Source organism: Williamsia sp. z34 (genome assembly GCF_059553395.1).
On the sequence record NZ_JCANWW010000001.1, the window covers coordinates 541,451 to 554,435 of the forward strand.

The following is a 12,985-nucleotide window of genomic DNA, read 5'->3' on the forward strand; positions in this document are numbered from 1 at the left end:
GGCGGTGCGTTACTTCTACGACTGCGAGTTCATCGAGGACGGGCACACCATCGACCTCGTGTCGATCGGCATGGTGGCCGAAGACGGCCGTGAGTTCTACGCGGTGTCAACCGAATTCAACCCAGACAAGGCGGGCCCGTGGGTTCGGGCAAATGTGCTTCCCAAACTGCCGTCACCGGCGTCGAAGGCCTGGCGTGGACGGTCGCGGATCCGCAGCGACATCTTCGACTTCCTGACCGAGGGCGCGGGCACGATCGAGCTGTGGGCCTGGGTCGGTGCCTATGACCACGTGGCTCTCTGTCAGCTCTGGGGTCCGATGACCGCGTTGCCGCGGGAGATGCCGCGCTACACCCGCGAGTTGCGGCAGCACTGGGAGCTCAACGGCCGGCCGGAGATACCCGCTGCGCCCAAGGATGCGCACGACGCGCTCGCGGACGCGCGGCACAACCTCAACAAGTGGCTGGCCATCGAGGCATCGCTGGGTACACCGCGCGCGTGACCTCGCCGTCTGTGTCCTGAGCGCAGGGCATTAGGCTGTTGGGGTGGTGAATTGGACCGTAGATGTTCCGCTGAACGAACTTCCCGAGCTACCGCCGTTGCCCGGCGACCTGGCCGAGCGCTTTGCCGATGCGATCAGCAGACCGGCGTTGCAGCAGCCGAGCTGGCCCGAGGACAAGGCCCGCGCGATGCGGACCGTCCTGGAGAGCGTGCCCCCCATCTGCCTGCCGAACGAGGTCGAAGAGCTCAAGGCCCAGCTGGCCGAGGTGGCGCTGGGACGTGCGTTCCTGCTGCAGGGCGGTGACTGCGCCGAGACGTTCGCCGACAACACCGAACCGCACATCAAGGGCAACATCCGCACGCTGCTCCAGATGGCCGTGGTGCTGACGTACGGTGCCAGTCTGCCGGTGGTCAAGGTCGCGCGGATCGCCGGCCAATACGCCAAACCCCGTTCGTCCGACACCGATGCCCTGGGCCTGCTGTCGTACCGCGGCGACATGATCAACGGCTTCCCGCCCGATGAGGCGGTGCGTGAACACGACGCCTCCCGACTGGTCCGTGCGTACGCCAATGCCAGCGCCGCGATGAACCTGGTCCGGGCACTGTCCGGTGCCGGACATGCCGATCTGCATCGGGTGCACGACTGGAACCAGGAGTTCGTCCGGACCTCGCCTGCCGGTGCCCGCTATGAGGCACTGGCCTCCGAGATCGACCGTGGCCTCAAGTTCATGGATGCCTGCGGCGTGCGCGATTCGAATCTCGAATCGGCGAACATCTACGCCTCACACGAGGCTCTGGTGCTCGACTACGAGCGCGCTCTGCTGCGTCTGGCCGACGATCCGGCGGATCCCGAGGGCGGCAAACTGCTCTACGACCTCTCGGCACACTTCCTCTGGATCGGGGAGCGCACCCGTCAGCTCGACGGCGCGCACATCGCCTTTGCCGAGTTGCTGTCGAATCCGATCGGACTGAAGATCGGTCCGGGCACCACCCCCGAGCAGGCGGTCGAATACGTCGAGCGTCTCGACCCGCACAACGTGCCGGGCCGTCTGACCCTGGTTGCGCGGATGGGCAACTCCAAGGTCCGTGAGGTGCTGCCGGGAATCGTCGCCGCCGTCGAGGCCACCGGCCACAAGGTCATCTGGCAGTGCGATCCGATGCACGGCAACACCCATGAGGCGAGCACCGGATACAAGACCCGGCACTTCGACCGGATCGTCGACGAGGTCCAGGGATTCTTCGAGGTCCACCACGCGCTGGGCACGCACCCGGGTGGCATCCACATCGAACTGACCGGTGAAGACGTCACCGAATGCCTCGGTGGCGCCCAGGACATCTCCGATCTGGACCTGTCCGGACGTTACGAAACAGCCTGCGACCCAAGGCTCAACACCCAGCAGTCGCTGGAGCTGGCCTTCCTGGTCGCGGAGATGCTGCGCGGCTGAGCGGGCGGGGACGGGCTCCGGGATTCGACGTCGGTCAGGGGATCGATGTGATGTCGACGGTGGAGCCCGTCTTGACCCGGTTGCCGGCACCCGGGCTCTGATTCACCACAATCGATATGTTCGAACCGGTCAGCCCCCGGCTGTTCACGTCGAGTCCGGCTTCGGACAGTTTCTTCTTTGCCGTTCCGACGGTGTCCCCGGTGACGTCGGGTACCGACACCGCGTCGGAAATGAAGATCTTCACGACCGGGTTGCGGGGGTCCACGCGCGCACCGAACGAAGGGCTGGCCGTGGTGATGGTGCCCGCCTTCGCTGTTCCGTCGGTGGAGGTTCCGCCGTCCTCGGCGATCAGACCGGCGTCCTGCAGGGTCCGGCGGGCATCGGCCGGGGTCTGCCCGGACACGTCGGGCACCTTGATCGCGTCGGAGACCACGAGTGTCACCGTGCTACCGGGTTCTGCCATCGTTCCGGCCGCCGGTTCGGTGCCGATCACGTCGCCGCCGTCGACGTCCGGACTGAAACGGGTGGTGACCGAGCCGGGTTTGAGCTTGGCCCCCTTGATGAGCCGGGTCGCCTCGGCCTGATCCCGCCCGGATACGTCCGGAATCGAAACGGGTTCGGGGCCACGGCTTGTCGTGATCTGCACCGTACTGCCCACCGGGACGGTTGTTCCCGAGTTGGGGCTCAGCGACACCAGAGAACCCTTCGGGGCGCTCGCGCTGTACTGCTGCCGGGTCACCTCGGGCACCAGCGTGTGTTCGCGAAGCATCTTCTCGGCCTCGGGGAGCGAGGTGCCGGAACCGAGCTCCGGAACCTTCGGCTGTCCGACCGAATAGGCAAGTGTCACATCGGAGAACCGGCTGACCCGGGTTCCGGGTGCGGGCTCGACCGACATCACCTCGTCCACCGGGACCTCGTTGTGGAATATCGGGTCGTCCACCACGTCGAGGCCGGCGTCCTCGATGGCCTCGGTCGCGGCGACCCGGTCCATGCCGTTGGTGTCCGGCACCGTGGTGAATCGTCCCGAACCGAGCCACCAGCCGCCGACACCGAGCAGTGCGGCGATCAGCACGACGATGAGCATCCAGATCAACGTGGTGCGACGGGATTTGCGGCGACGTTCGGCGTAGTCGGCGGCGTGTGGGGCAAGCACCGCCGAGGTCGGATGGTTCTGCACCGGCTGACCCGGATCGGGCGGGGACTGCGCCGCAGCGGGCGCTCGGGTGTCGGGCGGCAACGTCTGCACGCGGGTCGGATTGCGGCCGGCCGGCGGTGCCGCGGCCGCCGACCGGATCGGGTCGGTCCGGTCGGGATCGGCGGGTGGGGCCATCTTGCGGTCGCGGAAGGCGACCATCGTGTCGCGTTCGGCGGATCGGGTCGGCGCAGGCACGGTGAACGGCGGCAGTTCCAGGTCGGCCGCGATCCCGTCGAGGACCTCACGCATGTGGATGCCGTCGCGGTACCGGTCCTGCGGGTCACGAGCGGTCGCGGTGAGAACGAACTCGTCGAACTCGGCCGGGACGCCGGCGATGAGTGAACTCGGCGGCGGAACGTCGTTGTTGAGTCGCTGGTAGGCCAGGCCGAGCGCGGTATCGCCGCTGAACGGGGTTTTGCCCGTGAGCATTTCGAAGACGAGGATGCCGGTCGAGTAGACATCCGATCGGGCATCGGCGGAGGCCGTCTCGACCTGTTCCGGGGACAGGTAGGCCGCCGTGCCGAGGATCACGCTGTTGGATGTGATGCCCGCCGCGGCGATCGCCCGGACCAGGCCGAAGTCGACGACCTTGACCTCGCCCTCGTCGGAGATCAAGACGTTCTCCGGCTTGACGTCGCGGTGGACGAGTCCGGCCCGGTGGGCCACGCCCAGCGCGCCGAGTACGGGTGCCGTCACGGCGTTGACGGCGTGCGGTGGCATCGGCCCACGCTCGCGCAGCAGTTCGCGGAGTGTGCCGCCTTCGACGAGTTCCATCACGAGAAAGGCGTAGTCACCGTCGGCGCCCTGGTCGTACACCGGGACCAGGCCGGGGTCTTTCAACCGGGCGACCGACCGGGCCTCGAACTCGAGTCGGGCGAGGAACTGCGGGTCGGCCGAGAACCGCGGGTCCATCACCTTGACGGCAACCGGCCGGTCCAGTCGCAGGTCCATGCCGAGATAGACGCTGGACATGCCACCGCGGGCGATGAGCGCATCGATTCGGTATCTGCGCTCCAGGAGCGCACCCAAAAGCACGTCGGAGGGAGCGTTCACCGTGTCGAAGCCTTTCGTGATGGTGGTGGGAAAGTCGGTGGAGAGGTCGAACCGAGTCCACATTAGCGATGTGGGATCGAGAATCGGTCACGGCGCGGTCGAGCCGAGCGGCCGGGTCTGTGATTCGACGGTTCGACCTCTTGCTCGGTACCCTCGTGACCGTGGGTTCCGTACCGCTTTCTCCTGACACTCTTCCTGATGACGTCGACGTCCTGTCCGTCTCCCAGGTTTCCTCCCGAATGGGCTTTTCCAACAGCAAAGTCCTCAACATGATCACCGCTCATGAGCTGCTCGCGGTTCGCCGCGACGGACAGGTCGCGGTCCCGGAGTTGTTCTTCGATGGCTCCGACATCGTCAAGCATCTGCCCGGACTGATCGAGGTCCTGCTCGACGGCGGCTTCAGCCGTGACGAGATCATGCGGTGGCTGTTCACCGTCCAAGAAGATCTGGGGATCACGCCGGCCGAGGCACTGCACGGGCACTCGGCCCGCGAGATGATCCGCCGCGCGCAGGCTGCAGCCTTCTGACGTAGTCACGTTCGTGCCTGCCGCCGAAAGCTGCGGGTGTGCGGGCGCGTCACCCCGGAGCCGCGAAGAGTGCGCTGACCCATGCCTCGATGCCGCCGCGTGCGGCGGCAGCCATCGCGGTCGGGTGTGCGGTGAAGCCGTGTGGCGATTGTGGGTAGATCCGGAGGTCGACGTCGTTGCCCGCGGCCGAAAGTCGGGCTCCCATCGCCAGGTTGTCCTCGAGCAGGATGTCTTGGTCGCCGACGACCAGCAGGGTCGGCGGAAGCCCGGTCAGGTCGGCGAAAATCGGGGAGATGTCCGGGATGGTCCGATCCGCGACATGGCCGACATATGCCTCGAGGAAGTACTCGTCCGCGATGAGCCGGCCGGCCGGTGTGGTTGCGCTCAGATCGTAGGTTCCGAATTGGAGTACGGCGCCGCATAATTCATCGCTGATGCCGCGGTCCCGCAGGCGTAGCACTGTTGTGGCGGTGAGTGTCGCGCCGGCGGACGCGCCCCCGATGACCAGTCTCGTCGTCCCGAATCGATCCTTGGCCCGGTCGAGCAACCACAGCGCTGCGGTTTCGCAGTCGTCCGGGGCCGCCGGCCACGGACATTCGGGAGCCAGTCGGTAGTCCACACTCACGACGACGGCACCGATCGAATCGGCGAGCTGACGGTTGCGGCCATCTGAGCGATCAGCCGAATCCATGTAGAACCCGCCCCCGTGGATATCGAGGTAGATGCCATTCGCCGCGGTGCCATGAGGGACGAAGACCCGGACCGGCACCTGCCGCCCGTCCGTTTCGGCCACGACGGTGACAGCGGCCGAGTCGGTCGCCGGGGGGTGCTCGCCGCGCCTTGCCCTGGTTTCGCGGAGTTCAGCGACGCTTTGCGGTCCACTCATCGGACCTTTCGCGGCATTGAACGCCCGGGCCTCCTCGACGTGCATTGCCAACGCGGTGTCGGTCAAACTCTCCAGATCGAAGCGCAAGGCCGAACCCTTCCCGTGCTGCCGGGAGCTGTCATCAGAACAAGGATTGGGATCGGGCGATCACGTACATCCAGGGCTCGTCGGCATCGACGTGATCGAGCAGTGCCGGTGTCCATCCGGTCCGCGCCAGAACGTCACGCAATTCCGATTCGCGCCAACAGGTGAGTTGTTGGGGCAGGCCGGATTTTGCCGTGCTCCGATCCGATCCGGTGCCCTTCTTGATCGTGAAGGCGAGCACTCCGTCCGGTGCAACCGCCGCGTTCGCCCGCCGCAGGACGTCTTCGAACTCGTCGGGACTCAGGTGCAGCAGGACGGAGGTGGCCAGGATTGCGTCGTAGGGGCCTCCGAACGCGTCCGTACGAATGTCGAGAACGTCGGCGTGGTGCCCGTCGGCGCGCATCATGTCGATGAAGATCGCCGCGGCGTCAGTGCGCCGCACCCGGAGGTACTTGTCCTCGAGATACATGGCGGCCCGGCCCGGCCCGCTGCCGAGTTCCAACAAGAAGCCGCCAGAGCCCACGGCAATGGCGACTTGGTCGAGAAACGCGGTCAGATGCTCGCCGAGCGGCGGTGTCTGTTCCACATACAGCTTGGTCGCTGCTTGGTAACTGGTCAACGTCACGTGGCCCTCTGACTTCATGTACACCTTCGTGTTTGCTGTGGTCACTTGATTGTTGCCCTTCGCGCCATTTGGGTGGGCTTGCTTGCCGTGTCGATCCGAGAGGCGTTGCATGACCGCCTCGGAGCGGGCATTGTCGGGCGATGTATACGTGAGGGGTTTTCGGCACTACTCGCACCTGAGGTACGTGATGCACTGCTGTGCGGGAACTTTCGGACGTGTGGCCGTGGCCCCATGCTACCGGAAGGAATCGCCGGTCGGCTCGAAGTGCGGACTCGGCGGGCGATCGGTTTCCGGGTGCGGCGCCACGCCCGCAGTGGCCGCCGTGGATGTTCATCTCACCGCGCACCGCTGCCGAAGTCCTTGCGGCCGAGTGACATTGTCATGAAGGTACTGTTCGGGTCGTTGGTCGGATAGGTGCCGAAGGAGCCGCACTCGCTGAATCCGGCTCGCAGGTACAGCGCCCGTGCGGGTGCGAAGAACTCCATGCTGCCGGTTTCGAGTGAGACCCGGCTGATTCCGCGGGCGGTCGCGTCGGCGAGCGCGTGATCGAGCAGCGCCCTGCCGATGCCGGAACCCCGGCGGCCCGGCGAGGTTCGCATGCTCTTGAGCTCCTCATGTCCCACCGAAACAGGGCCCAGCCCAACCGTTCCGACCAATTCTTCGTCGAGGTACGCGACCCAGAGCCGGAAACCCGGTGACGTCCTCATGGAAGCGATCGTCAGCGCGTGCTGGCTCTGCTCAGGTGCGGTGGGGGCGATGTCATCGAGATGTGCCCGAAGGAAAGCCTGCACGGCCGGATCGTCGAGGTCCGCCGGTTCGATTCTCACCATCTATCGCCCGGTCCGGCCGTCGATCTGTTCGTGAATGATGTCGAGGTGCCACGGGGTTTCGACGCCGCGGACGCCCTCAGATGGTCTAGAAAGCCCACCGGTACTTCCTTTTCGGATGAACCGGGTACGCGGGGGTGGGGTGTCTGTGGCCACATGGTCCTCTCCGTCGGCGAATGGGGTTGGACAACATTGTGCCCGGCCGGTCTGACATGTTCCGGCTGTTCTCAAACGCGCTGGTCGCGGAGTGGGGTCAGTGCCGCCGGGTGAGGGCTGCAGCGATGTGGGTCAGACGTTTGCGTCGGGGGACGGTGGCGCGCCGGGTGAGTACGCGATAGTCGTCGGCCTCGACCTCGTCGAGAATCGCCCGGTACATGGTGAGCGCCGCACGGATTCCGGGGCGGCTGGCCGGGGTCAGGTGACCGATGCCCGGCTCGGCACGGCGGTATTCGGCGCGGGTCATCGCGATCAGATGTGCCAGGGCCCGGCGTAGTTCGGGTGGGACCTGGCCGGTCCGGCGGCAACGGCGGAGCATCGATTCATCGACGCCGAACGCGGCGAGATCGTCGGTGGGGAGGTAGATCCGGCCCCGGTCGAGATCCTCGCCGAGATCACGGATGAAGTTCGTCAGCTGAAATGCATCTCCCAGCGAACGTGCCGATTCGGTGGCCTGCGACACCGGCCCCACCGTCCCCAGGATCGGCAGCATCTCGAGGCCGATCACACTGGCGGACCCGAACATGTAGTCCCGGAGTTGCTCCATGGTGCGGTAGCGGCTGACGTGAAGAGGACTCTCGGGCAGGTCCATTCGCATCGACCGCAGGAAGGCCTCGAAGTATCGGTGGTCGATCGAGTAGGTGGCCACGGTGTGTGCGACCGCGAGCACCTCGGGCCGCTGCGGCCGGTATGCCGGGTCGTTCAGGGCCGCGGAGAGGTCGGCGTCGATCTCATCGAGGCGGGTCAGCCGATCCGGCCCGGTGTCGTTGTCGACGATGTCGTCGACCATCCGGGCAAACCCGTACAACGCGTAGACGCCACTGCGCTTGTCTTTCGAAAGAATTTGGGTGCCGGCGTAATACGTGCGGCCGTGCACTTTGGTCAATTCTCGGCAGTGTTCGTAAGCGGCTCTGAGATCGTCGGTCATGACAGGTCTTCGGCGGCGCCGCCGGCCGGGACGGGTGCCGGTTTCCCACGGATCACCCGGCGCAATCGGAGCGGATCGACCCGCACAAATGACCACCCGGCCAATCCCGCCAAGACCAGCGCCAGCAGGACATCGGTGAGTTCGTACATGTAGATCTCGTCGGTGGGCCCGAAGACCTGCAACAGGAACACCGAGAACACGATGATCGCCACGATGGCCCGCCGGTCGATCGCGAAGGCAGCGGCCAGCACCAGCGCCCACGTGTAATACCAGGGCAGGGTCGACGGCTCGAGTAGCAGGACGGCGAACATCGCCCACGCCATGCCCTTGACCGCATCCCGTTCGGATCTGCGGAACCACAGCCACACGCCGACCAGCGTCAGCGCCAGGATCACCGACCCGACGGTGCGGACGACCTCGAGCACCGGCAGCAACGGCAACGCGGTGAACGGAGAAGCGGCCAGGGTGATCAGATGGGCCACCGCGGTGGGGATCGTCAGCCAGTTGATGATCTTGTCGGCCCAGGTCAATCCGAGCAGCCAACCGAATCCATGCCCGACGATCAGGGTCAGGCCGCCGAAGATCACGGCACTCAGGCCGATGATCCAGGCCAACACCCGGACCACATCGCCCACTCGCACCGGACGCTCGGCGCGGATGTGCGCCAGCCAGATCCACAGGACGAACGGGATCGCCACACCGGCGGTGATCTTGATCGCGGTGGCCACCGCCAGCACGCTCATCCCGGCGATGTGGCGCCCCTCGACCACCAGCGTGACCCCGGCGACCAGGACGCCGATCATCAACAGTTCGACGTGTGGGCCGCCGACCAGATGGATCAGGACCATCGGATTGAGGAGCACGATCCAGATGGCCATCGACGGATCGGTGCCGAACCGACGGGCGAGGCGGGGCAGTGCCCACAACGTCAGCAGCAGGCCGGGCAGCAGGACCAGTCGCATCACCAGGACACCGGCGACCGGACTGTCACCGGTCGCCTCCGTCACGGCGCGGGCGATGGCCATGAAGCCGGGACCGTAGGGCGCGGTGGTGGTCGCCCAGACCTGGGCCATCGAATCGACCAGCGGCCCCGGGTTGACGGCGGGACCGTCGGAGTAGGGATTGAAGCCGTCGCGCAGCAGCGCGCCCTGGGCGAGATAGGCGTAGACGTCACGGCTGTAGAGCGGGATGGCGATAAGCAGGGGAGCAGACCAGGCCATCGATGCCCAGCCGATGACCGCTGCGGGTGTGGCCCCGGTCTTCTGGGTGTGCAGGGTGCGGCCGATCCGGACCCAGGCGATCACCATCAACGCAACACCGAGCCAGAAGGCGATGGTGCTCAGGGTTCGTCCGTGGCCGTAGTACATCCACGACAAGTTCAGGGTCTGCAGCGAGGTGTTGTTGCGGGGGATGTCCCCGACACCGAAGCTGCCGACGGTGATCAGCACCGAACCGATGAATCCGAGGACCACGTGGTGCCCGACCTCGGTGGCGCAGAATGCGCGCAGCGTTCGGACCGAGAACCCTTGCCGCCACCGGCCGGTGGCGGTGACCGGCTCAGGGGTGGTGGCGGGTACGGACATCTCGATGATCCTAGTCACCGGTGATGGGGGCGGCGGCCGGCATCAGTACTGCCGGCGGGTCATCGCGGTCGCCAGGTCGATCAGGTCGGCCTTGGCAGCCGGGGTTGCGGTACTCGCGGTCAGGGTGGCCAGCGCACTGCTCACCAGATCCTTGATCTGCTGTTCCACCTCGGTGACGGCGCCACTCGCGGTGATGATGTCGAGCGTCTGTGCCAGTTCGTCGGCGGTCAGAGCACGCCCGACCCGTTCGCGGAGTACGTCCGCGGCCGCGTGGTCATGGGCGTCGAGGTGGCCCAGCGCGGCCGACAACAGTGCGGTCCGTTTGCCGGCGATGATGTCGTCGCCTGCCGGCTTGCCGGTGATCGAGGGATCGCCGAACACCCCGAGCAGATCATCGCGAAGCTGGAAGGCGATACCGATGTCGGTGCCGAACGACCGCAACGATGTGATCAGTCCGGGGTCGGCGCCACCGATCGCGGCGCCGAGATGCAACGGTCGTTCGACGGTATAGGCGGCGGTCTTGAACCGCATCACGCGATAGGCGGCCTCGGGGGTCTCGTCTCCGGAGGCCTCCGTGGCGATGTCGAGGAACTGACCGCCGAGGACCTCGGTGCGCATGCCGCGCCAGATCGTCGACACCGACCGGTGGGTCTCGGGGTCGAACCCGGCCTCGGCGATGAGGTCGTCGGCCCAGGCCAGTGCCAGGTCGCCGAGGAGGATCGCCACGCCTTCGCCGTAGTCGGCCGCGTCGCCGCGCCAGCCTGCCTCACGATGGCGGGCCTCGAACTCACGGTGGATCGTCGGGAACCCGCGGCGGGTGTCGGAGCGGTCGATGATGTCGTCGTGGATCAGCGCGCAGGCCTGCATCAACTCGAGGGCGGCGCAGACCGACAGCAACCGGTCGGGATCGGTGCGGGCCGGTCCGGCGGCCAGGTAGCCGGCCCAGGCAAATGTCGGTCGGACGCGTTTGCCGCCGCGGAGGACAAAAGCAGACATCGCATCCACCGCATCGCAGAACCCCGGACCGATGTCGGCTGCCGTGGATGCGCGGTCTGCAAAGACCCGCTGCAAGAGGTCGGTGGTCGCGGCGGGAACGTCGGTCACAGACTGGATTGCCACGTCAACCACCCTACGGTGGGATGTGGCGGCGGCAGGCAGGCGGTCATCCCCGGCCGTCACCTCTATACTTGCCGGGTGAGTTCGCAGATGACGCAATCGTCGATCGTGAAGCGGCTGGCCGAACCCCACTCGGGTCCGGTGCCGTTCTCGGTCGAGTTCATGCCGCCCCGAGACGAGCAGGCCGAGGCGCGCCTGTGGCGCACCGTGCGGGTTTTCGAGCGAATGAACCCGGCTTTTGTCTCGATGACCTACGGTGCCGGCGGCTCCACCCGTGATCGGACTCTGCGGATCACCGGGGAGATCGCGCGCGAGACCACGTTGCTCCCCGTCGCTCACCTGACTGCGGTGGGGCACAGCATCGAAGAGTTGCGGGCGATGGCCGGTGGCTACGCCGACCAGGGCATCACCAATATCCTTGCGCTCCGCGGCGACCCCCCGGGCGATCCGCTGGGCGAATGGGTCAAGCATCCCGACGGGCTGGAGTACGCCGAACAACTCGTGCGTCTGTTGCAGGATCTCGGCGACTTCAACATCGGTGTGGCGTCGTTCCCGGAAGGGCACCACCGGGCTCCCGATCTCGATCACGACACCAAGTACCTGGTGTCGAAATTGCGTGCCGGAGCCCAGTATTCGATCACGCAGATGTTCTTCGACGTCGATCACTACCTGCGACTGCGGGACCGCGTCAACGCCGCCGATCCGGAGCAGGGTGCCAAGCCGCTGATCCCGGGGATCATGCCGATCACCTCACTCGCCTCGGTGCGCCGCATGGTCGAACTCTCGGGTTCGGTGCTACCGCCGGCCGTCGAGAAGCGCTTGGCCGAGGCCGCCGGTGACGGACCCGAGGAGAACCGGGAATCGGTGCGTGCCGTGGGTATCGACCTGGCCACCGAAATGGCACAGCGCCTGATCGACGAGGGTGCGCCGTGCCTGCACTTCTGCAGTCTCAACTTCGCCAAGGCCACCAGCGAGGTGCTCGAGCGACTCGGGATGATCTCGATCGCCGCCTGAGACGTCCGTCGAGCGTGCCGAAATCACCGCCGAACGTGCCGAAACTGCATGTGCGCGGGCAACATTGGCACGGTCAACGGTGATTTCGGCACGGTCGACGGTCGGATGGGCACGCTCGGCGGAGGGTTGCCGATCAGTGTGAGGTGGGACTGCTGTCGGTTCCGCTGTGGCCCGAATCGCCGGCGTTCTGGCTTCCCACGGTCTGGCTTCCCACAGGCTGGTGGGTGGCGTCGCCGGGACGCTTCTGCGGTGCGCCCGGCCGTGGTGACTGGTCACGACTGACCCAGGCGAGCGCCACCACAACGACGGCAACGGCCAGCGCGATTCCGGCCATCAGGCCCGTCCAGCCGGCGAAGGCCGCGGTCCCGGGTTCGTCGTAGCGGGCTTCGGCGGTCATCGGGGTCGCCTTGCCGATCTCCGGCTTCCAGGAGACGGCGTCGTCACCGTCCTGCTGGCCGTTGGTGGCACTGATGGGTCCGGCGAACTGGACCGAGAACTCGACGTAGTCGCGCTCGGGCGTGAGCCCCTGCAAATCGGCCGTGCCGCGGAAGGTGACCGCGTCGCCGCGGCGCTGGGCCTGCAGGTCCAACGTCACCGGGGCATCGGGGTAGGCGTCGTCGACGAGTTCGCCGAGCTGGGCGAACTGGCCGAGGGTCGCCTCGGTGAACGTGGCGCGGGTACCGATGAGTCCGTCGCGCTTGAACTCGGTCGCGGTGACGACCGTCTCGAGTGACTGCGGCACCGTGATCTGCGGGCCCTTTTCCTGCCCGATGTCCTTCTCGGCGAGGACGATGGCGCCCCACAACCGGTCACCGTATTGGGCGGGCTCGTCAGAACAGGCGGCAAGTGCCGGACCCAAGAGCAGGGCCAGCACGAGCAACACCGCACTCAGGGGACCGCGACGGCGGCGGGGGCGGGTGATCTCAGGCACGCAGCTATCGTGCCATTAGCCGGACCAGTCCGTGAGGAGGGCCGCTGATCGCGTCCG

12 protein-coding genes are annotated in these 12,985 nt (G+C 66.6%); 4 read left to right on the top strand and 8 right to left on the bottom strand.

Annotated elements, in window-relative coordinates; genetic code table 11:
- Positions 1-4: 4 nt before the first annotated feature.
- The gene (locus AC51GT_RS02600; protein WP_496323816.1) at positions 5-499 is read left to right on the top strand and encodes a polyadenylate-specific 3'-exoribonuclease AS; all 495 of its coding nucleotides are present in this window, start codon (positions 5-7) and stop codon (positions 497-499) included.
- 43 nt (positions 500-542) lie between these two features.
- Positions 543-1,943, top strand: a complete 1,401-nt coding sequence (locus tag AC51GT_RS02605) for a class II 3-deoxy-7-phosphoheptulonate synthase (protein ID WP_496323817.1) — start codon at positions 543-545, stop codon at positions 1,941-1,943.
- 34 nt (positions 1,944-1,977) lie between these two features.
- Here the strand turns inward: AC51GT_RS02605 and pknB are convergent, their stop codons facing one another.
- Positions 1,978-4,191, bottom strand: coding sequence for a Stk1 family PASTA domain-containing Ser/Thr kinase (gene pknB / locus AC51GT_RS02610; protein WP_496327757.1), 2,214 nt, complete (start codon positions 4,189-4,191; stop codon positions 1,978-1,980).
- Positions 4,192-4,352: 161 nt separating this feature from the next.
- On the opposite strand from pknB, the gene AC51GT_RS02615 reads away from it, so the two are divergent.
- The gene (locus tag AC51GT_RS02615) at positions 4,353-4,718 is read left to right on the top strand and encodes an Rv2175c family DNA-binding protein (protein ID WP_496327758.1); all 366 of its coding nucleotides are present in this window, start codon (positions 4,353-4,355) and stop codon (positions 4,716-4,718) included.
- Positions 4,719-4,767: 49 nt separating this feature from the next.
- Here AC51GT_RS02615 and AC51GT_RS02620 read toward each other — a convergent pair whose 3' ends face one another.
- The 6 genes from AC51GT_RS02620 to AC51GT_RS02645 form a co-directional block, all read right to left on the bottom strand.
- Positions 4,768-5,691 (bottom strand): alpha/beta hydrolase, encoded by a 924-nt coding sequence (locus AC51GT_RS02620; protein ID WP_496327759.1) that lies wholly within the window; start codon positions 5,689-5,691, stop codon positions 4,768-4,770.
- A 34-nt stretch (positions 5,692-5,725) separates the two neighbouring features.
- A complete protein-coding gene (locus tag AC51GT_RS02625) occupies positions 5,726-6,331 on the bottom strand; it encodes a class I SAM-dependent DNA methyltransferase (protein WP_496323821.1) in 606 nt (201 codons plus the stop codon).
- Between the two features lie 317 nt (positions 6,332-6,648).
- The gene (locus tag AC51GT_RS02630) at positions 6,649-7,143 is read right to left on the bottom strand and encodes a GNAT family N-acetyltransferase (protein ID WP_496323822.1); all 495 of its coding nucleotides are present in this window, start codon (positions 7,141-7,143) and stop codon (positions 6,649-6,651) included.
- A 250-nt stretch (positions 7,144-7,393) separates the two neighbouring features.
- Positions 7,394-8,284, bottom strand: a complete 891-nt coding sequence (locus AC51GT_RS02635; RefSeq protein WP_496327760.1) for a phytoene/squalene synthase family protein — start codon at positions 8,282-8,284, stop codon at positions 7,394-7,396.
- The gene (locus tag AC51GT_RS02640; RefSeq protein ID WP_496327761.1) at positions 8,281-9,867 is read right to left on the bottom strand and encodes an alpha-(1->6)-mannopyranosyltransferase A; all 1,587 of its coding nucleotides are present in this window, start codon (positions 9,865-9,867) and stop codon (positions 8,281-8,283) included. Before AC51GT_RS02640 ends, AC51GT_RS02635 begins: the two co-directional genes overlap by 4 nt.
- A gap of 42 nt (positions 9,868-9,909) precedes the next feature.
- Positions 9,910-10,995 carry a polyprenyl synthetase family protein gene (locus tag AC51GT_RS02645; RefSeq protein ID WP_496327762.1) on the bottom strand — a complete coding sequence of 362 codons (1,086 nt, stop codon included), beginning with the start codon at positions 10,993-10,995 and terminating at the stop codon, positions 9,910-9,912.
- A 78-nt stretch (positions 10,996-11,073) separates the two neighbouring features.
- Here AC51GT_RS02645 and AC51GT_RS02650 point away from each other — a divergent pair, with 78 nt between their 5' ends.
- Entirely contained in the window at positions 11,074-11,997 is a 924-nt protein-coding gene (locus AC51GT_RS02650) for a methylenetetrahydrofolate reductase (RefSeq protein WP_496324110.1), read from the top strand.
- Between the two features lie 133 nt (positions 11,998-12,130).
- Here AC51GT_RS02650 and AC51GT_RS02655 read toward each other — a convergent pair whose 3' ends face one another.
- Complete coding sequence (locus AC51GT_RS02655) at positions 12,131-12,928, bottom strand: LppM family (lipo)protein (protein ID WP_496327763.1); 798 nt, start codon at positions 12,926-12,928, stop codon at positions 12,131-12,133.
- Between the last annotated feature and the right edge of the window lie 57 nt (positions 12,929-12,985).

Bases quoted from the DNA above. Each gene is read 5' to 3' on its own strand.
- AC51GT_RS02630 (WP_496323822.1), bottom strand. From the start codon at position 7,143: ATGGTGAGAATCGAACCGGCGGACCTCGACGATCCGGCCGTGCAGGCT.
- AC51GT_RS02640 (WP_496327761.1), bottom strand. From the start codon at position 9,867: ATGTCCGTACCCGCCACCACCCCTGAGCCGGTCACCGCCACCGGCCGG.
- AC51GT_RS02650 (WP_496324110.1), top strand. From the start codon at position 11,074: ATGACGCAATCGTCGATCGTGAAGCGGCTGGCCGAACCCCACTCGGGT.
- AC51GT_RS02635 (WP_496327760.1), bottom strand. From the start codon at position 8,284: ATGACCGACGATCTCAGAGCCGCTTACGAACACTGCCGAGAATTGACC.
- AC51GT_RS02625 (WP_496323821.1), bottom strand. From the start codon at position 6,331: ATGAAGTCAGAGGGCCACGTGACGTTGACCAGTTACCAAGCAGCGACC.